The following is a 20,030-nucleotide window of genomic DNA, read 5'->3' on the forward strand; positions in this document are numbered from 1 at the left end:
AATATGATGAAAGTTTTTCTTACTGGTTCAAGTGGCTTTGTTGGTCACCATATTCTTTCTGCATTTAGCCTTAAGCATGAGGTAACCTGCTTTGGTCGTCAGCGCCCAATCGATTGGCAAGGGAAATATGTAAAAGGACAGCTGCAAGATATTGAAACGGAAAAATTGGAACTTGCTAACGTTGATGTTGTTGTTCATAGCGCCGCACGCGCTCATGTCATGCAAGACAATTCCAGTAACCCATTGGATGAATACCGAAAGATTAATACCGTTGGCACGCTTGAGCTTGCTCAACAAGCCGCTTCTCAGGGTGTAAAACGTTTTATTTTCATTAGTTCGATAAAAGTGAGCGGTGAAGCCACCACGTCAGAGGCTTTTACTGCTGATGGTGCTCGAGCACCACAAGATGATTACGGATTATCAAAATCAGAAGCGGAAACACAGCTTTTAGAGCTGGGAGACCAAACTGGCATGGAGATTGTGATCATTCGTCCTCCCTTAGTTTATGGACCTGGAGTGAAGGCTAACTTTGCTTCGCTATATAAGATCGCAGGGAAAGGCTGGCCGTTACCTTTTGGTTGTGTGACCGAAAATCGTCGTAGTTTAGTGTCTATATACAATTTATTGAGCCTTATTGAAGTCTGTCTTGAGCACCCTAATGCAGCTAACCAAGTTTTCTTAGTCTCCGATGGGCAAGACGTATCGACTCGTACACTGATTGAGCTACTTGCGAGTGCTCAAGGCCGTAAGGTTTTGATGCTTCCAGTGCCAATGAGTTTATTTAAATTAGTAGGGAAATTAACAGGAAAGTCAGCGATAATTGAGCGGCTTGCAGGCTCGTTACAAGTTGATATTCATAAAAATGAACGTATGTTAGACTGGACGCCTCCTTTTTCGATGGAGCAAAGCCTTGCTCTAATGAGTAAGAGCCTTTAATGATTACGCACACAATTTTTGCGAGAAAGTGATGTTACGTCTTTTAGATTTTTTAATCGCGTTTTTTGGGTTGGTATTTTTATGGCCAATCTTGGTGATTGTTACGATAGTTGGTTTCTTTGATACAGGATCGCCAATTTTTATCCAAGAACGTGTAGGTAGAAACAAAAGGCCCTTTAATCTTATTAAATTTCGTACGATGTCGATGGAAACAGAATCTGTTGCGAGTCACTTAGCAAGCCGTAGCTCGATTACTAAGCTAGGTGCATTTTTGCGTAAAACCAAAATTGATGAACTGCCTCAGCTAATCAATGTCGTGAAAGGTGAGATGAGTTTAGTCGGCCCACGTCCAAATTTGTTCAATCAAGAAGAACTCATCTTAGCACGAGATGCTTTGGGTGTTTATGGAGTATTACCGGGTGTGACTGGATTGGCGCAAGTGAGCAACATTGATATGTCGACGCCAGAATTGCTAGCTAAAACGGATAAAAAAATGATTGATACTTTAACGTTATCCCATTATTTCCGTTATATATTGGCAACGGCAACAGGTAAAGGCATGGGCGACCGCGTTTCTAAGTAGACCATACTTTTGGTTATACACTTATAGTAAGGAGCCTCAGTGCTTTCTCTTAACCCAATATGGGCGATGCCAAGGCCATTAAAAAGAGCCGTGAGTGTTGCCTTTGATTTATTGTTTATTTCCCTCTCCTTTTGGGGTGCATTCTATGCCCGTATGGGCTATCTCGATGAGTTTTGGTTTGATGTAGACTATTGGTTTGTCTTAGCTGCCGTGTCTGGTGTGACGGTGCTAACGTTTATTAATACAGGTTTGTATCGCGCGGTTTTGCGATACTTGAGTTTACACGCTGTCATTACCATTGCATTTGGTGCCATCATTTCATCGCTGTCAATTGTCCTTTTTTCCCATTATTTTCAGGCTTTTTTGCCTCGTTCTGTGCCTATTATTTATGTGACTTTTTTAGTGTTATTAAGTGGCGGAGCTCGATTACTGGTTCGAATGTTGGTTTCTGATTTGATTGTTAGAGGACGAACACCTGTTCTTATCTACGGAGCAGGAAGTGCTGGAAGGCAGCTGTATAATTTGATTTCACAGGGCGAAGAGTATCGCGTTGTCGCCTTTATCGATGATGACCGAAAAATACACAAGACCACTATCCAAGGCGTCACAGTATTTCGGAAAAAGTATTTAAGTAAGCTTATTAGAAAAGAAAAAGTCGAAAAAGTACTATTGGCAATGCCAGCAGCTTCAAAAAATGAACGTAAACGTGTTATTGAAAGCGTATCCCAGTATCCAGTAGAAGTGATGACCATTCCTAACCTTACGGATATCGTTAATGGTGAATATCAAATTGACCAGCTTAAAGAAGTGGCGATTGAAGATTTACTTGGACGAGATCCTGTTATACCAAATCAAGATCTCTTGGAAAAAAACAATAGAACCAAAGTGGTGATGGTGACGGGTGCTGGTGGTTCAATTGGCTCAGAGCTTTGCCGTCAGATCATCAAGCATCAACCTACGGCTTTGGTTTTATTTGAGTTGTCAGAGTACTCTTTATATCGTATCGATCGTGAACTACGTGTGTTAGCACCACACATTGATATTGTGCCGATTCTCGGCAACGTACAAGATCAAGCTAGATTGGTTCGCGCCATGTCCGCGTATCAAGTTAAAACGGTTTATCATGCGGCAGCCTATAAGCATGTTCCTTTGGTAGAATATAATGTTGCTGAAGGGATGCAGAATAATATTCTTGGCACTTATCGAACAGCGTTAGCTGCGATAGAAGCAGGCGTGGACTCTTTCGTATTGATTTCTACAGACAAAGCGGTTCGTCCGACTAACGTTATGGGGACGACTAAGCGCTTAGCTGAGTTAGGCCTTCAGTCATTGGCAAAAGAATATCAAAGTTCACATCATACGATTTTTTCAATGGTGCGTTTTGGTAATGTGCTTGGTTCATCTGGTTCTGTTATCCCATTATTTAAGTCTCAAATAGCAGGGGGCGGGCCGGTTACGGTGACACATAAGGATATTATTCGATATTTTATGACGATCCCAGAAGCGGCACAGTTAGTAATTCAGGCTGGGGCGATGGGAACGGGTGGCGATGTATTTGTGCTTGATATGGGCGAGCCAGTTCGAATTTCTGACCTTGCCAAAAATCTGATTCACTTATCTGGTCTGGAAGTCAAAGACGAGCAAAATCCGGATGGTGATATTGAGCTGATTTATTCAGGTTTGAGACCTGGAGAAAAACTGTTTGAAGAGCTATTAATTGGCGATAATGTCGCCAAGACGAGCCATGACCGTATTATGATGGCGCATGAAATCTCGATGGATGCTCAGCAATACAAAGCGTTACTTGACGAAATCCAGCAAGCCGCCGACAATTTTGACCAAGAAGCATTAAGACGCTTGATGTTGGAAGCTCCGACTGGGTTTGTACCAACAGATGGCATTGGTGATTTAGTTTGGAATCAAGCGAATCAAGCGAATTAACTATAACTGGATTGAATGTAGTCCAAACCAATGTGTAAGATGAAACTATGAAAATTGCTGTTGCAGGAACAGGCTACGTAGGCCTATCAAATGCGATGCTCCTATCTCAAAATCATGAGGTAGTGGCGGTCGATATTAATGAAGAAAAAGTGGCGCTGTTATGTAACGGTCAGTCTCCGATTGTCGATACTGAGATTGAAGCGTTTCTCAAACGTGGTGACCTGAATTTTACCGCGACGTTGGATAAAACATTGGCTTACTCTAATGCCGATTATGTCATTGTCGCGACGCCAACCGATTACGATCCGCAAACTAACTACTTTAATACCGGTTCCGTAGAAGCGGTGATTAAAGATGTGCTTGCGGTGAACCCGAGCGCAGTTATCGTGATTAAGTCTACGGTTCCAGTTGGTTACACGGTGCGTGTACGTGAAGAGTTGGGGTCAGAGAATATTATTTTCTCGCCAGAGTTTTTGCGTGAAGGCAGTGCGTTGTTTGATAACTTGAATCCTTCTCGTATCATCATTGGTGAGCGCAGCGAGCGCGCAAAAATTTTTGCTGAACTGTTGGTTGAAGGCGCTCAAAAAGAGAACATTGATGTGCTGTTTACTGATTCAACCGAAGCGGAAGCGGTAAAATTATTCTCTAACACTTATCTTGCGATGCGTGTGGCTTACTTTAATGAGTTGGATTCTTATGCAGAAGCAGCAGGCCTAGATACTCGTCAAATCATTGAAGGGGTAGCGTTAGACCCTCGCATTGGCGGGCATTACTGCAACCCTTCATTTGGCTATGGCGGTTATTGCCTGCCAAAAGACACCAAGCAGTTGCTAGCAAACTACCAAGAAGTGCCAAACAACATTATTGGTGCGATCGTAGACGCTAACCGTACCCGAAAAGACTTTGTCGCTGAATCGATTATGAAGCGCAACCCTAAAGTAGTGGGCGTTTATCGTTTGATCATGAAGTCGGGCTCGGATAATTTCCGCGCGTCGAGTATTCAAGGCATCATGAAGCGCTTGAAAGCCAAAGGGATTGAAGTGATTGTTTACGAGCCAGTATTAGAAGAAGAGCATTTCTTCCATTCACGCGTGATTCGTGACGTGGCTGCGTTTAAGCAAGAGGCTGATGTCATCATCTCTAACCGTATGCTACCAGAGCTTGAGGATGTGGCTGAAAAGGTTTACACCCGAGATTTATTTGGTAACGATTAGTGGCTAGTGGCTAGTGGCTAGTGGCTAGTGGCTTCTGATACAAAAAACGAGAGCGATAGGCTCTCGTTTTTTTTGATTCAATTTTTGCCATCTCTGTGTTGGCACAGGGTTTGTTAAAGCGGATACCGCGCTTTGCGATTTACTCTTCTACGTCTTTTCGTCTATCTCTAAATTCACATCAAGCGGCTCTTGAGACAAGATGATGCCTGTATTATCTGCGTACACATAATCTTCTGGTAGGAAGGTTACCCCACCAAAGTTGACTGGTACGTCAACCTCGCCAATTTCGCTCTGCGCCGCACCTACAGGGATAGAAGCCAATGCTTGCATGCCAAGGTTCATCTCTTCAAGTTCATCGACTTCACGGACGCAGCCATAGACGATGATGCCTTCCCACTCGTTATCTTCCGCCAGCGCTGCAATTTCTGCATCAATGAGTGCTTTACGCAGTGAACCACCGCCATCGATTAATAGGATTCGACCTACGCCATCTTGCTCTAGGATGTCGCGGATCACGCCGTTATCCTCAAAACATTTTACCGACGTTACTTGACCAGCAAAGGAGGCACGACCGCCAAAATTGCTGAACATAGGTTCGACCACGTCGACTTGGTCTAGGTAGATATCACATAGTGCTGAAGTACTGTATTCCATGGCGATTCTTCTGTTCAGTTAGCAAAGGGTATGTTTCGAGTATATCGGCTGACTAAGTCAATGCAATGACAAGGCGCAATTAAGTCATCAGAGTTTGAGCTATAACAATTCCAGAAAACAAGATATTAGTGACCAGTGAGCACTTTACGACGACGGGCATCATAGGGGCAATCTGAGCGGGCTCAGTTGCGCGCCATACGGCACTAGCATGACGTCCGACAACGATAGCGCTCAGCGCAAAGGGCAGAATCACCCAAAGCGGGGCAGAATGTGTGATGGACTGAGCGACTAAGTACCAAGCAAAGGCAATGAGGGCGCAGCTGAGCAGTAAGGTATGGTAGCACTTGGCTCGTTGCGCACCCAAACGAACAGCAACGGTGCGCTTCCCACAAGCGTTATCATTGTCTATATCGCGCATATTATTGACATTTAACACTGCGACCGCGAGCAATCCACAACCAATGGCTGGCAGCGCTAGTAATGAGTCGATGTGGCCGGTGTGCAGAAAATAAGTACCAGAAACGCCAAGTAAGCCAAAAAAGATGAAAACAGAGATGTCTCCAAGGCCGACATACCCGTAGGGCTTATTGCCCACCGTATAAGCAATGGCAGCAATGATGGCCAGTACGCCAAGAGCGATAAAGGCGAGAATGTTTTGCAGTGAATCTAAGGCGTGAAAGATGAGCCCAAGACCGGCGAATACCGTGAGCACAATATTAAAGAGGATGGCTTTTTTCATCTCTTGCTGCGTCACTTCGCCAGATTGAATCGCGCGCATCGGGCCTAAGCGGTTTTCGTTGTCTGTCCCTTTAACGGCGTCGCCATAGTCGTTGGCTAAGTTCGACAATATTTGTAACAAGGTGGCGGTGACGAGCGCGAGTAAGGCGACACTCCAAGACATTCCCTCTGTTGAAAATGCGAGTGCACTTCCTGTAATAATCGAGACGAGTGCAAGCGGTAAAGTTTTTGGTCTGGCGGCATCAAGCCAGATACGGATGGAGTGATTCATGGTCGGCTTATCAATTAACAGTTTGGCTTAGTATAGGGGAAAAAACGCTGTGTCATAAGTGCATATAAAAAATGAGGTTTTAGTATGAAGATAGTATGGTTTTGATTGTGGCGTGAACTGCATTGGAATTTTATGGCGTGAATAGGGTTAGCATGGTGTTGATTAAGCACTATCAGCGACGTAAGGGAAGACAAATAATGAAAGAACCGTGCGTATATATCACAACGTCAAAAGCACGCAGTGTCATTTATATCGGTGTAACATCCGATCTACAGCAAAGAATGTGGAAACATAAAAATGGTGTTACAGGTGGTTTTGTTAAAAAGTACAACGTGAATCAGCTAGTTCATTACGAGCGCTTTGAGAGCATGGAGGAAGCTCTTTCTAGAGAGAAGCAATTAGAACACTGGGAGCAAGCCTGGAAGAATCAACTTGTTACGAGTCATAACCCCTACTGGAGGGACTTGAGTCAAGATTTGTGGTGATGGAGCCTCTGCACACAACCCTATCGTTTGGGGTGAGTCACTTGCGGTAGGAGATTGCTTTCTTCAAGGGGATGACGGTAGTGGTTGGGTTTTAGTAATGGTTAGGGCAACGGTATTTGCAATAATTACGCTAGGTGCAATAACTACGCTAGTTGCAATAACTACGGTAGTTGCAGGCACTACCGTAGTTATTGCCGTGTTTCGCTATTGTCTAAAGAATGAATCGACTCAAATCTTCATCATCAACAAATTCACCAAGGCGTGAGGTGACGTAGGCAGAGTCAATGACTAAGTTTACGCCAGATTTTTCTGTCGCATCGAATGAAATCTCATCCATCAAGCGCTCCATGACCGTATGCAGTCGACGAGCACCAATGTTTTCTGTTGTTTCATTGACCTTCCATGCCGCGTCGGCAATTTGTTGGATGCCGTCTTCGGTGAAAGAGACGTCGACGTTTTCCGTCTTCATTAGCGCAGTGTATTGCTCTGTTAACGATGCTTTTGGCTCGGTAAGGATACGCTTAAAGTCGTTGCTGCTTAGTGCTTCAAGCTCAACTCGAATTGGCAATCGGCCTTGTAGCTCAGGGATCAGGTCTGATGGCTTAGCCACTTGGAAGGCTCCCGAGGTAATGAAAAGGATGTGGTCCGTTTTCACCATGCCGTGTTTTGTTGACACGGTACTGCCTTCGATCAATGGAAGCAGATCACGTTGTACCCCTTCACGTGATACGTCAGGACCGGAAGCTTCGCCGCGCTTACAGATTTTGTCGATCTCATCGATGAAGACAATACCGTTGTTTTCAACGTTGTAGATGGATTGTTCTTTCAGCTCTTCTTGGTTCACTAGCTTTGCAGCTTCTTCTTCAGTTAGGGCTTTAAAGGCATCTTTGATTTTTAGCTTACGCTTTTTCGTGGTGTCGCCACCTAGGTTTTGGAACATGCTCTGTAGCTGGTTGGTCATTTCTTCCATACCAGGAGGTGCCATGATTTCCACGCCCATTTGTGATGCAGCGATATCTATTTCTATTTCTTTGTCGTCGAGCTTACCTTCGCGAAGTTTCTTACGGAACGTTTGGCGAGTATTGGAAGCCGTGTTGTCTTGTTGTTCATTCTGACCCCAAGCATCGCGTGCTGGTGGCAGTAGGGCGTCAAGAATACGCTCTTCGGCTTGCTCTTCAGCGCGGAACGTCACCTTTTCCATTGCCTGCTGATGGGTCATTTTAATGGCCACATCGGTCAGATCACGAATGATGGTTTCGACTTCTTTGCCCACGTAACCCACTTCTGTGAATTTCGTTGCTTCTACTTTGATAAAAGGCGCGTTGGCTAATTTTGCAAGACGGCGAGCAATTTCGGTTTTACCGACACCGGTAGGACCGATCATCAGAATGTTTTTTGGTGAAACTTCAACGCGCAGACTTTCTTCAAGTTGCATACGACGCCAGCGATTACGCAGTGCAATGGCGACTGAACGCTTCGCATTATCTTGACCAATAATATGGCGGTTAAGTTCGTGAACAATTTCACGGGGGGTCATTTCAGACATTATTATTCCTTACAAATTTTGGACACTATTCTTGTTTTTATGGCGTTATTTGTCGCCGCTTTCTAGTTCTTCAATAGTGTGGTTGTGATTAGTGAATACGCAAATGTCACCCGCTATTTTGAGTGACTTTTCCGCGATTTCGCGTGCGTCAAGATCGGTGTTTTCAAGCAGGGCCATGGCCGAAGCTTGAGCAAAGTTACCACCTGATCCGATGGCGATAAGATCATTTTCTGGCTGAACTACATCGCCGTTACCGGTGATGATAAGCGAGGCTGTTTCATCCGCGACCGCTAATAATGCTTCTAACTTACGTAAGGCGCGATCGCTGCGCCAATCTTTCGCGAGTTCTACCGCGGCCTTAGTGAGATGACCTTGGTGCATTTGCAGCTTGCTTTCAAAGCGCTCAAATAGCGTGAAGGCATCCGCAGTGCTTCCAGCAAAGCCAGCAAGCACTTTGTCATTGTAGAGGCGGCGAACTTTACGGGCATTGCCTTTCATTACGGTATTGCCAAGGGACACTTGCCCATCTCCAGCAATTACAACTTTGTTATTTCGACGTACAGATACAATAGTAGTCACGGTGTATGCCTCATAAATTATAGATTTTATTTCCAGTATGAAATGGATATGCGGACGAGCGAAAAGAATTTCAAGGGAAGAGGTGGGGTTATTGGAAAAGCGGTTCTATGGTTCTATGGACCTGTGGCCCTTTTTTCTATGTGACTCACCGTGTGTAACGGCGGACTTTTTCTTTAGGAGCGATAGTTCTGTTTATGACATTACTCCAGAGAGGGCTGGAGTAATGCTCTTGATTAGATTTTTAGCTCATCACGGTTTGCAGTTCAAACCGTAGCGTGATTTGCTAGAACCATAGAACCATAGAACCATAGAACCATAGAACCATAGAACCATAGAACCATAGAACCATAGAACCATAGAACTATTGCGTTTCTTTCCAAATCGCGCATGGTTCTATCTTAGCGCGTTGTAATTTGTGCTTATCTCGCTCGGCATCGCGTTTGAGCTTGTATGGCCCAAGGACAACGCGGTACCAACTGCTGTTCTCTTTCTTTCTAATATTGCTAGAGAGACCTTGGAAGGCGATATCCAGTTTACGAGCGTCAGCTTGCGCCATGGTTTTGTACGCGCCGCACTGCATGATGTAAGGGATAGCAGAGACGACTTGCTCTTTCGCTTTCACTTCCACTTCGCGCTTTGGCAGGGAGTCAACGTAGTCCCACTTCTCTTCTGGAGGCGGTGGTATAGGTTTGGCCGGTTTTGGTTTAGGCTTGCTGACTGTTTTCGCAGGTGGTGTCGGCTTTTCTGGCTCTGGATCTTGGTTTAGTAAATATAAGCCGTAGCCAAATCCGCACGTCAAAACGATGGCAAGCAGTCCGCTCCGCCATGGTTTCTTACCTGTTGGTTTCTTTTTTGTAGGACGACGGCCAGTATTCGCACCTTTGCCTCGTCTAACGTAATCTCGGTTTGCCACTGATGACACTTCTAATGTTGAAGTAAATAACTGACCTCATGGTAAATACCACGAGGTCAACTTGCAAGTCAGCAAATGGTTGGTTAGATGATTCTTGGAGGAGCCGCACTGTCACGTATCACAAGTTCGGTATCCAGTAGGCGAGAGCCCGCTCTAACGTCAACACCTTGTAATACTTCAAGCATGGTATACATGGCTTGACGGCCAATTTCATACCTAGGCTGTGAAATGGTCGTAAGCGGTGGATCGCAGTATTGGGCGAATTGAATATCATCAAAGCCGACAAAGGATAAATCTTGTGGAACACGTAAGCCAAGCTTTTTGGCTTCTTGCATCGCGCCAATAGCCATAATGTCGTTGTGACAGAAAATTGCCGTTGGTGGCTCGGCAAGCGCTAACAATGTGCGAACGGACTTCGCGCCCGCTTCAAAGGTAAAGTCCCCTTTAACGGTGTAAGAAGGGTTCATGGGTACCCCCGCGCGACGCAGCGCTTGCTGGTAACCTTGCTGTCGGAAGCGACACAAAAATGCAGTATCGGGTCCGGATATTTGCGCAATACGCTTGTGACCCAGCTGAGACAGGTAATTCACTGCTTCAAAAGCAGAGGTTAGGTTATCAATATGAACGGTTGGCAATTCCAGTTCAGGCGAGAATTCGCACGCCATTACAATTGGAGGGAGGTTTTTTTGCTCTGGCTTACTAATGTCAAACGGCAGATCCGTACCGAGTAATAGCATGCCATCAGCTTGCTTGGTGAACACCAAATTAACAAAGGAGTTTTCGCGCTTTTGCGATTGCCCACTGTCACCCAATAGCACTAAATAACCATGCTCAACGGCTGCATCTTCAATGCCACGTATGATCTCTGAAAAATACGGATCGCAGATGTCAGGGACAATGGTGACGATGGTTTTCGACTCATTACGACGCAGGTTTCGAGCTAGGGAGTTTGGTGAATATCCAGCTTCTAATACCGCCTCTTCCACTCTCTTTCTTGTGCTTGATGAAACCTTTTCAGGGTTCATTAAAGCACGTGAAACGGTGGCGGTAGAAACCCCGGCAAGCTGGGCAACATCCTTCATTGTCGCCATACAATACTATCCTCTTGTTGTCCTAATTTAATTGAATTACCTGTGTCACAGTTTGGTTCGCAGTGTATTCTTGTGGCGATATGCGCCATCTCTTTGTTGTACAAGTTATATTTTTCGTTATGCAATCTTACTGAGTTTTTAGTCAATATTTAGTTTGTTAACTTAATATTTAGTCGTCAACTTAAGTAGGATAGCTAGGTTAAACAAAGTGAATAAACAGGTATTGAATATCATGACGCATTAATGACATTTATTCATTTCCAAACAAAAAGTTACGGTCCATTTAACAGAAATTGCATCATAGTTGTGAAGTGAGTCACAGATAAATTTGGTACTAATGCTGAAAAGTAAACGTTTGCGGTGACCTAACTAAGATCCTGCGGTTCGATATCCATTGACCAACGAACTTTTTTCGCCAGAGGGAGCTGCGTGATCACCGGTTTCGCACTGGAGATGATTTTTTGCATTACGCTCCGCGACGGAACTTGCAAAATCAGTTGCCAGCGCGACTTACCTGCTCGCTTGGCGATAGGGGCTGGGGTTGGGCCCAGTACTAGGCAGCTATTATCAAACAGTGGGTGCGCTTCAAGGGAGTAGCGAACCTGGCGTAAAAACGTCTCCACATCGGCGGGATTATTGGCTTCACAACGAATCAGTGTCAGGAAGCTAAATGGAGGCAGTTGCGCCTGTTTTCGTTCTTGCAGTACTGTGTCGGCAAAGTGTCGATAGTCTTTATTGAGTAAGGACTGCAATAAAGGATGGTCGGGGTGGTGGGTTTGCAGCAACACCTCACCTGGTTTGCTGGCTCGCCCGGCTCGCCCAGCAACTTGGATAAATAGCTGTGCTAAGCGCTCCGAAGCACGAAAGTCGCTGCTATAGAGTGACCCATCCACGTCAAGTAAAGCGACGAGTGTAACATTGGGAAAGTGGTGCCCTTTGGCCAGCATTTGAGTACCAATGAGAATTTGGTACTCATTTTTCTTTATCGCGTCTAACGCCGCTTCAAGGCTGCCTTTTCGTCGCGTGCTGTCTCTGTCAATTCGAATGGTTTTATATTCAGGAAACAGCTCGCCGAGTTGAGATTCCAATTGTTCAGTGCCTACACCGACTGTAACCAGTTGATGTGAACCGCACCCTTGGCATTGATGGATGACCGGGTGTTGGGAGCCGCAATGATGACAACGAATTTCATTGCTAGCCTGATGATAAGTGTAATAGGCATCACAGCGTTTGCACTCGGCTATCCAGCCGCATTCGTGACACATTAAGGCTGGGCTAAATCCTCGTCTGTTGAGAAAGAGCATCACTTGATTGCCCGCGTCTAAATGGCGGCGCAATTGTGCAATTAACGGTGCAGAAAGGCCGCTCTCTAAATACTGACCTTTTACATCGATCACTTTATTGGTGGTAGGGACGGCAAGTCCTGCTCGTTGACTCAAGACTAAGTGATGGTATTTGCCACTGAGTGCGTTTTGCAAGGTTTCCAATGATGGGGTTGCAGAGCCCAGAATAATGGGGATCTGTGCTTTGTTAGCACGCATCACCGCCACGTCACGGGCGTGGTAGCGTAAGCTGTCTTGCTGTTTATAAGAGGTATCATGCTCTTCATCAACGATAATGATACCAAGATCAGCAAAAGGCGTGAGCAATGCAGAGCGTGTACCGATGACGATACCTGCAACTTTATCTCTTGCGCTGAGCCAAGCGTTTAAGCGCTCGCTGTCATTAAGTCCTGAATGGATGACTTCAACAGGCACATTAAAACGCTTACGAAAGCGGTTTATTGTTTGTGGCGTTAATCCAATTTCAGGCACGAGCACGAGCGCTTGTTGTCCGCGTTCAAGTACAGGTTTGATCATGTTCAGGTAGACTTCCGTTTTACCTGAACCGGTTACGCCTTCTAGTAAGTAGCAACCAAATTCGGTTTGACTGTTTACCGAGGCAATCGCAATGGCTTGTTCTTCATTGAGTCGAAGATCGGGCGGAGTGTTGGTCAAGTCGCTTGGCCACTTGAGCGTTGGCGCCTGTTTTTCATGGGAGCAAACCCAGCCCTTCTCATCTAGGGTTTTGAGGACTGTGCTGCCAATGTCATTATCCAATAGTGCTTGATGCGAACAGGGGCCATTTTCTAGAAAATGCATCGCTTTGGCTTGTTTTACCGCGCGACCAAAGCCATGCATTAACTGATTTTTGCCTGCTTCTGTTAATTGCCATTCGACAGTCGTTGCAAACTCTGCGGGTTTGCCTTTTCTCAGCGCAGCAGGTAGGGCGTTGTGCAGGGTATCGCCTAGAGGGTGTTGATAATAAAGGCTACACCAAGTGATGAGGTCGTATAATGATTGTGACCAAATTGGGCGGCTATCAAGTGCGGCCTTTATCGGCTTGAGTTGATCAATGGGAAAGTCCGACTGGTGACTGAATTGAGTCACAATACCGACTAACGTTTGACGTCCAAATGGCACAGATACGCGTCCGCCCACCACAGGAAAGAGGTGAGTTGGCACAATGTAGTCGAACTGTTTATCTAGTGGCACGGGCAGTGCAACACGAGCAACGTTTGGGCGCATAGTAAGGTCGGTATTGATAAAATAGAGGACTATTCTACCTAGCTATGTTGGATTCGATAAACAGTTAATTGAATAAACTGAATGAACCCACCTAAAGGTGGCGAAAAAAGTGGCAATTTTAGTTGATTCAATCTCGACTATTCATTACTATACTGCGCCTTGATGGTATGGCTTATTTGCACCTTTGAGTGTACAAAGCGGTAACACAGGTATTTTTTTCACTACGTGTGGTGTCCGGCAAAGATTCGGATAGCGACACGGCCTAAATTTGAGGTTTCCCCATGAAAGCTGGTATCCACCCAGAATACAAAGCTGTAACAGCAACTTGTTCTTGCGGCAATACATTTGAGTTCAACTCTACTCTAGCGAAAGATTCAATTCACCTAGACGTATGTGACAAATGTCACCCATTCTACACTGGTAAGCAACGTATCGTTGATACTGGTGGTCGTGTTGATCGCTTCAACAAGCGTTTCGGCGCACTATCTAGCAAGTAATTATTTTACTTTCGTAGATATGAAAAGGGCGCCTCGGCGTCCTTTTTTGTTTTTGTTATTTCTCTTTGCTGTTTTCTTCCTTCCTTGTTTCCAAAACTTTGACTCCAAAATCCCCCTTTAATGTATAGCGTGCTGTTATAGCTTGACTGACCACTACTATAAATACCGATGTATCCGTTCAAAACTGCTGACAACTAGCGTAGTATGATTGGCCAAAGTTGCGACGCACTGAACATAACATGCGCGCGCTTGTCCCCCTTTTAGGCGAGCGAAATACGCTTCTAAAGCGGGGTATACTAAAACAATAAACCATCACACTCAGTCTTTCATATTTGAAACAGCAGGATCACATACCATGTCCGATGACCACCAAATCGATGAATTCCGTCAACAAGCTCTGGATTATCATGCCTACCCAACCCCTGGGAAAATTGAAATCGCTTTGACTACGCCCGCAGACTCTGCCAAAGACCTTGCGCTCGCTTACAGCCCTGGCGTTGCTGAGCCGGTGCGAGAAATCGCGCAAAACGCAGAGAACGTGTATAAATACACGGCGAAAGGCAATATGGTCGCCGTGATCTCAAATGGTACTGCGATTTTAGGATTGGGTAATTTAGGACCACTGGCTTCGAAACCTGTGATGGAAGGTAAGGCGTTACTCTTTAAGCGTTTTGCTGGGCTAGATTCTATTGATATTGAAGTGAAGCATCGCACAATCGATGAGTTTGTTGATACGGTTGCGAATATTTCTGACACCTTTGGTGGTATCAACCTAGAAGACATTAAAGCCCCTGATTGTTTTGAAATTGAGCGTCGCTTGATTGAGCGTTGTGACGTGCCTGTTTTCCATGACGATCAACATGGAACCGCGATTGTTACTGCGGCTGGTATGCTGAATGCGATTGAACTGCAAGGCAAAGAGTTGAATGAAGCCACGATCGTATGTTTGGGTGCGGGCGCGGCCGCTACTGCGTGTATGGAGCTGTTGATCAAATGTGGTGCGATGCGTGAAAAGATCTACATGCTGGATCGTAAAGGTGTGATTCACACGCGCCGTGAAGGTTTAAACGAATATAAACAGATGTTCGCTAATAACACCGATAAGCGTACTCTTGAAGATGTGATTGAAGGTGCCGATCTTTTCCTAGGTGTATCCGGTCCCGATCTACTGCCCGCAGAAGCATTGACACTCATGGCAGAAAAGCCAGTTGTCTTTGCATGTTCAAACCCTGATCCTGAAATTAAGCCAGAACTGGCCCATGAAGTTCGCGATGATCTCATTATGGGGACTGGTCGTTCGGACTACCCGAACCAAGTCAATAACGTGTTGTGTTTCCCGTTCATTTTCCGTGGCGCACTTGATGTACGAGCCAGCGAAATTAATGATGCGATGAAACTTGCCGCTGTGGAAGCGATTCGCCAAATCGCTAAAGAGCCGGTGCCACAAGAAGTATTAGATGCCGCTGGCGTCTCGGCGTTGTCATTTAGCAAAGATTACATCATTCCAAAACCAATGGATCCACGTTTGTTACCGCGAGTAGCAAGAGCGGTCGCGGTCGCGGCAGTGGAGTCCGGCGTGGCAAGAATTGAAATGCCTGAAAATTATATGGCAGAGTAGGTCGGCGAGGCCTTGGAGATAGTAGGGTTTTGGGGATATTAGGGCTTTTAGAATAAAAGGTGCCTAGTTCCTGGAATTTACTTCAAAAAAAACGTTGCTCGAGAGGGCAACGTTTTTTTATTTTTCCCAGGACCTAGGACCTAGGACCTAGGACCCAGTTTCTAGATTTTATTCTTCATCAAACGCTTCGAACTCAATTCCCATCGCCGTCATCATCGCTTTTACTTCCGTAGGGATATCATCTGGGCGGTCTTTTCTCAGGTCTTCATCAGTCGGAAGCGGCTGACCGGTATAGGCATGCAGAAACGCTTCGCATAATAATTCGCTATTGGTAGCGTGGCGTAGATTATTGATTTGGCGGCGAGTTCTTTCATCCGTCAGTATCTTTAGCACTTTTAACGGAATGGATACCGTGATCTTCTTAACCTGCTCACTTTTCTTGCCGTGCTCCGCGTAAGGGCTAATGTATTCGCCATTCCAATCTGCCATTGCACACCTTCGTTTATTGATCGTAAATTTGTTTAATAAGAAAGGTGCAATTTTAGCGGCATTTACTGCCATAAGCAAAGACATATAGACGTCTAGAAGTGTTGACGTCTCACAAAATGGACAGTAAAGTGGAGCTTAGTTTAACGGACTGTTAATTTTTTCAAAGATTGATGCTTTTCCCTGTTGGTTCAAGCATGATTAAAACCCTATTTAGTCTTCACCTTGCGCGCGTTAATAAAGGATGTTTCTATGAGCAATCGGAAGCCAGCGACCATCGCGGTACGAACGGGTATCGAGTCAGATACTCAGCACCACGCTGTCGTACCCCCTATTTACCTTTCTACCAATTATGGCTTTCCCGCTTTCGGCGACGTGCCTAAGTACGATTATACCCGTTCTGGTAACCCCAACCGAGGCTTGCTCGAGCAAGCGTTATTTGAATTGGAGTCAGGCAAAGGGGCGGTGGTGACCAACTGTGGGACATCCGCACTGAATTTATGGGCATCGGCATTCCTTGGACCAGACGATCTTATTGTTGCGCCACATGACTGCTATGGCGGTTCTTATCGCTTATTTAATACTCGCGCTCAAAAAGGCGATTTCAAGGTTCAATTTGTCGACCAAGGTGATGAAGCAGCATTAGATGCCGCGATAGCTAAAAAGCCCAAGCTTATTTTACTTGAGACCCCTTCTAACCCGCTAGTTCGTGTAGTGGATATTGCTCGAGTTTGTGAAAAAGCCAAACAAGTTGGCGCGCTGGTGGCCGTTGATAACACCTTTTTGACACCGGTATACCAAAAGCCTTTAGAGTTGGGTGCAGACTTTGTTATTCATTCAACCACCAAATACATCAATGGTCACTCAGATGTGATTGGTGGTGTGGTGATTACTAAAACCGAAGCGCATGCTGAAGAGTTGGCATGGTGGGGTAACTGCATTGGTGCCACGGGCACACCGTTTGATAGTTATATGACGCTGCGTGGTATTCGTACGTTGGGCGCGCGTATGCGTGTTCATGAAGAGAGTTCACAAGTGATTCTCGAGTTCCTGCAAAATGAAGCTTTGGTCAACGTTATTTATCACCCAAGCCTACCAGAGCACCCAGGCCATGAGATTGCTAAAAAGCAGCAATCGGGTTTTGGCTCCATGCTGAGCTTTGAGTTTGCCGGTAGCTTTGAGCAGCTAAAATACTTTGTTGGCCAACTTGGGCTCTTCTCTCTTGCTGAGTCATTAGGCGGCGTGGAAAGTTTGATTTGCCACCCAGCTTCTATGACGCATCGTGCAATGGGTGAAGAGGCGCTTGCAGAAGCAGGTGTGTCACAACAATTATTACGCTTGTCTGTCGGCTTAGAAGATGCGCAAGATCTAATTGAAGACTTACAACAAGCTTTTGATAAAGCAAGAACGTTTGAAGGGTAAAGACGGCGATGAGCAATACTAACGTACCAACAACGAAGCAATTACATAAATTTGGTGGCAGCAGCCTTGCTGACCCTGAGTGCTATCGTCGTGTGGTATCGATTCTAAAAGATTACTCTCACTCAGACGACCTTATCGTCGTGTCCGCGGCGGGAAAAACGACCAATCGCTTAATCGATTTTTTAGATGCCTTAAACAAAGATGGTCGCGTCGCTCATGAACATCTGCAAGCGCTACGACAATTTCAGTTGGAATTGGTTGAGGCGTTAATTGAAGGTGAAGATGCCGAGGTACTACGCGCGCAGCTAGCGGATGAATTTAGTGTGCTAGGCGAACACGTTGCGCCTCTAACCGAAGCTCAGAAAGCCGCCGTGTTAGGTCACGGCGAGGTGTGGTCGTCTCGATTGCTGGCGGCATTGCTGCGACAGCACGATTTACCAGCCGTTGCGCAAGACGCTCGTGCCTTTTTGCGTGCAGAGTTTGGCGCTCAACCTGAGGTGGATCGCGCGCAATCTTACCCATTGATAAAAAGTACACTGGCTCAGCATGCGCATCATCGCGTCGTCATTACCGGCTTTATGGCGCAAAATAGTGAAGGCGAAACGGTCTTGCTTGGTCGTAATGGGTCGGATTATTCCGCGACTGTGATTGGAGCGTTAGCGGAAGTGGCGAGCGTGACGATTTGGAGTGACGTGGCGGGTGTTTACAGCGCCGACCCTCGAGTTGTGTCTGACGCATGTTTATTGCCGTTACTACGTTTAGATGAAGCGAGCGAATTAGCACGCTTAGCCGCGCCTGTATTGCACAGTCGTACGCTTCAACCCGTGGCGCAAAGCACCATGGATTTGAACTTGCGTTGCAGTTACTTACCGGAATCAGGTTCTACGCGAATAGAGCGAGTTTTAGCCTCTGGACGCGGGGCGAAAATCATAACCTCGCTTGAAGAAGTGTTACTCATTGAGTTGTCATTTGGGAATGGCCATGATTTCGAACGTGCCAAAGCGGAAGTCTTAAATGGCTTGAAACGAGCGCAACTTGAACCATTGGCATTTGAAGCGCAAGCCGATCAATCACGCTTGCGTCTAGCGTATACCCCAGAGATTGCTTCTGGGACGCTCAATGAATTGCAAGATCTCGCGATTGAAGCGGAAATTAAGCTGAAAGAAGGCTTTGCCATGCTTGCGGCAGTAGGTGCAGGTGTCACGAAGAATGCCAATCACTGTTTTGGGTTTTACCAGCAGTTGAAACATGCTCCGGTGGAGTTTTTCTGTGAAGCAGACTCAGGCTTGAGTTTAGCCGCAGTACTGCGTAAATCCGATGTGATGCCGATGGTAAAATCGGTTCATACTCAACTCTTTCAAGCTCAGAAGCGTGTTGCTGTCGCCTTATGTGGCAAAGGTAATATCGGTTCTTCTTGGTTGGAGCTGTTTAAACAGCAAAAACCTGAACTCGAAAAACGTCGTGGTATGAGCTTTGATCTTGTGGCGGTGGTCGACAGTCAAAGCTATTGGTTTGATGAAAACGGTCTCGATGAACTGACAGTACTCGAGCGTTACAAAGATGAAGCGATTGCCCATGAAGGGGATCGCTGGCTTAAGCAAATAGCGGCATTGCATGGCTACGATGAAGCCGTTGTGCTGGATGTCACGGCAAGTCCGGTGTTGGCACAAAAATACGTCTCCATCGCGGAGCATGGTGTTCATCTGATTTCTGCAAACAAAGTGGCGGGTTCGGCACCAAGTGCTGACTATCATCGTGTACAAGATGCTTTCGCAAAAACCAGCCGTCACTGGCTGTATAATGCGACGGTAGGGGCCGGTTTACCGATTAATCATACGGTGCGTGATTTACGCGAAAGTGGTGATGATATTGTGGCGCTATCGGGTATCTTCTCTGGTACGTTGTCATGGTTATTCCAGCAATTTGATGGCACGATTCCGTTTGCTGAGTTGGTCGATTTAGCGTGGCAACAAGGGTTGACTGAACCCGATCCGCGCTCAGATTTAGATGGCTCAGATGTGATGCGAAAACTGGTTATCTTGGCTCGAGAATCAGGTCTGGATATTGAACCTGATAGTGTCGTGGTTGAATCCTTAGTTCCAGAGGCATTACGAGATCTGACACTGGATGGCTTCTTTGAGCAGTCTGGGTTGCTGAGTGAATTGCTTCAAGAGCGCCTAGAGAAAGCACAGAGAGAAGATAAGGTGTTGCGTTATGTGGCGCGCTTAGATCGCTTTGGTAAGGCTCGTGTGGGCATTGAAGCACTATCCAAAGAGCATGCGCTCGCAAACCTCCTCCCCTGTGACAACATCTTCGCGATTGAAAGCAAGTGGTATAAAGACAACCCACTGGTGATCCGCGGCCCTGGCGCAGGACGAGAAGTAACGGCGGGAGCGATTCAATCGGACTTAAACTTAATATCGAGCTTCTTCTAAATCGATTGTAGCGTGTTCGAAATCGGTCGTTGCTTACCTAAATTAACGGCTTGC

General features: G+C 46.0%; 17 protein-coding genes. 9 read left to right on the forward strand and 8 right to left on the reverse strand.

The window, feature by feature from the left end; all coding sequences use genetic code 11:
- Positions 1-3: 3 nt before the first annotated feature.
- From M9196_RS12525 to M9196_RS12540, 4 genes are read left to right on the forward strand one after another with little or no spacing between them, the layout of a single operon-like run.
- Positions 4-936: a UDP-glucose 4-epimerase family protein gene (locus M9196_RS12525; RefSeq protein ID WP_319946346.1), complete on the forward strand. Its 933-nt coding sequence runs from the start codon at positions 4-6 to the stop codon at positions 934-936.
- Positions 937-967: 31 nt separating this feature from the next.
- Positions 968-1,519 (forward strand): sugar transferase, encoded by a 552-nt coding sequence (locus M9196_RS12530; protein ID WP_250617869.1) that lies wholly within the window; start codon positions 968-970, stop codon positions 1,517-1,519.
- Positions 1,520-1,558: 39 nt separating this feature from the next.
- Positions 1,559-3,460, forward strand: coding sequence for a polysaccharide biosynthesis protein (locus tag M9196_RS12535; RefSeq protein ID WP_319946347.1), 1,902 nt, complete (start codon positions 1,559-1,561; stop codon positions 3,458-3,460).
- Positions 3,461-3,507: 47 nt separating this feature from the next.
- A complete protein-coding gene (locus tag M9196_RS12540) occupies positions 3,508-4,674 on the forward strand; it encodes a nucleotide sugar dehydrogenase (RefSeq protein WP_250617870.1) in 1,167 nt (388 codons plus the stop codon).
- A gap of 147 nt (positions 4,675-4,821) precedes the next feature.
- Here M9196_RS12540 and rraA read toward each other — a convergent pair whose 3' ends face one another.
- Together rraA and M9196_RS12550 are read right to left on the reverse strand one after the other, a co-directional pair.
- Entirely contained in the window at positions 4,822-5,328 is a 507-nt protein-coding gene (gene rraA, locus M9196_RS12545; RefSeq protein WP_250617871.1) for a ribonuclease E activity regulator RraA, read from the reverse strand.
- A 79-nt stretch (positions 5,329-5,407) separates the two neighbouring features.
- Positions 5,408-6,337 carry a 1,4-dihydroxy-2-naphthoate polyprenyltransferase gene (locus tag M9196_RS12550; protein WP_250617872.1) on the reverse strand — a complete coding sequence of 310 codons (930 nt, stop codon included), beginning with the start codon at positions 6,335-6,337 and terminating at the stop codon, positions 5,408-5,410.
- Positions 6,338-6,534: 197 nt separating this feature from the next.
- Here M9196_RS12550 and M9196_RS12555 point away from each other — a divergent pair, with 197 nt between their 5' ends.
- Entirely contained in the window at positions 6,535-6,822 is a 288-nt protein-coding gene (locus tag M9196_RS12555; protein ID WP_250617873.1) for a GIY-YIG nuclease family protein, read from the forward strand.
- Positions 6,823-7,033: 211 nt separating this feature from the next.
- On the opposite strand, the gene hslU is transcribed toward M9196_RS12555, so the two are convergent.
- From hslU to priA, 5 genes are all read right to left on the reverse strand, one after another.
- Positions 7,034-8,368 carry an HslU--HslV peptidase ATPase subunit gene (hslU, locus tag M9196_RS12560; protein ID WP_250617874.1) on the reverse strand — a complete coding sequence of 445 codons (1,335 nt, stop codon included), beginning with the start codon at positions 8,366-8,368 and terminating at the stop codon, positions 7,034-7,036.
- A gap of 45 nt (positions 8,369-8,413) precedes the next feature.
- Positions 8,414-8,947: an ATP-dependent protease subunit HslV gene (gene hslV, locus M9196_RS12565; RefSeq protein ID WP_250617875.1), complete on the reverse strand. Its 534-nt coding sequence runs from the start codon at positions 8,945-8,947 to the stop codon at positions 8,414-8,416.
- 361 nt (positions 8,948-9,308) lie between these two features.
- A complete protein-coding gene (locus tag M9196_RS12570) occupies positions 9,309-9,860 on the reverse strand; it encodes an SPOR domain-containing protein (protein ID WP_250617876.1) in 552 nt (183 codons plus the stop codon).
- Between the two features lie 83 nt (positions 9,861-9,943).
- The gene (cytR, locus tag M9196_RS12575; RefSeq protein WP_250617877.1) at positions 9,944-10,951 is read right to left on the reverse strand and encodes a DNA-binding transcriptional regulator CytR; all 1,008 of its coding nucleotides are present in this window, start codon (positions 10,949-10,951) and stop codon (positions 9,944-9,946) included.
- Positions 10,952-11,316: 365 nt separating this feature from the next.
- Positions 11,317-13,518, reverse strand: coding sequence for a primosomal protein N' (gene priA / locus M9196_RS12580; RefSeq protein WP_250617878.1), 2,202 nt, complete (start codon positions 13,516-13,518; stop codon positions 11,317-11,319).
- A gap of 281 nt (positions 13,519-13,799) precedes the next feature.
- Between priA and rpmE the strand changes: the two genes are divergently transcribed.
- The gene (rpmE, locus tag M9196_RS12585; protein ID WP_102469698.1) at positions 13,800-14,015 is read left to right on the forward strand and encodes a 50S ribosomal protein L31; all 216 of its coding nucleotides are present in this window, start codon (positions 13,800-13,802) and stop codon (positions 14,013-14,015) included.
- 355 nt (positions 14,016-14,370) lie between these two features.
- Positions 14,371-15,633, forward strand: a complete 1,263-nt coding sequence (locus tag M9196_RS12590) for a malic enzyme-like NAD(P)-binding protein (protein WP_250617879.1) — start codon at positions 14,371-14,373, stop codon at positions 15,631-15,633.
- 168 nt (positions 15,634-15,801) lie between these two features.
- Here M9196_RS12590 and metJ read toward each other — a convergent pair whose 3' ends face one another.
- Positions 15,802-16,122: a met regulon transcriptional regulator MetJ gene (gene metJ / locus M9196_RS12595; RefSeq protein ID WP_250617880.1), complete on the reverse strand. Its 321-nt coding sequence runs from the start codon at positions 16,120-16,122 to the stop codon at positions 15,802-15,804.
- Positions 16,123-16,371: 249 nt separating this feature from the next.
- Here metJ and M9196_RS12600 point away from each other — a divergent pair, with 249 nt between their 5' ends.
- Both M9196_RS12600 and M9196_RS12605 read left to right on the forward strand, forming a co-directional pair.
- A complete protein-coding gene (locus M9196_RS12600; protein ID WP_250617881.1) occupies positions 16,372-17,541 on the forward strand; it encodes an O-succinylhomoserine (thiol)-lyase in 1,170 nt (389 codons plus the stop codon).
- Positions 17,542-17,549: 8 nt separating this feature from the next.
- Positions 17,550-19,976 carry a bifunctional aspartate kinase/homoserine dehydrogenase II gene (locus M9196_RS12605; RefSeq protein ID WP_250617882.1) on the forward strand — a complete coding sequence of 809 codons (2,427 nt, stop codon included), beginning with the start codon at positions 17,550-17,552 and terminating at the stop codon, positions 19,974-19,976.
- The last annotated feature ends 54 nt before the right edge of the window (positions 19,977-20,030 follow it).

Origin of the sequence: Vibrio methylphosphonaticus (assembly GCF_023634655.1) — a bacterium.
Lineage (GTDB): Bacteria > Pseudomonadota > Gammaproteobacteria > Enterobacterales > Vibrionaceae > Vibrio > Vibrio methylphosphonaticus.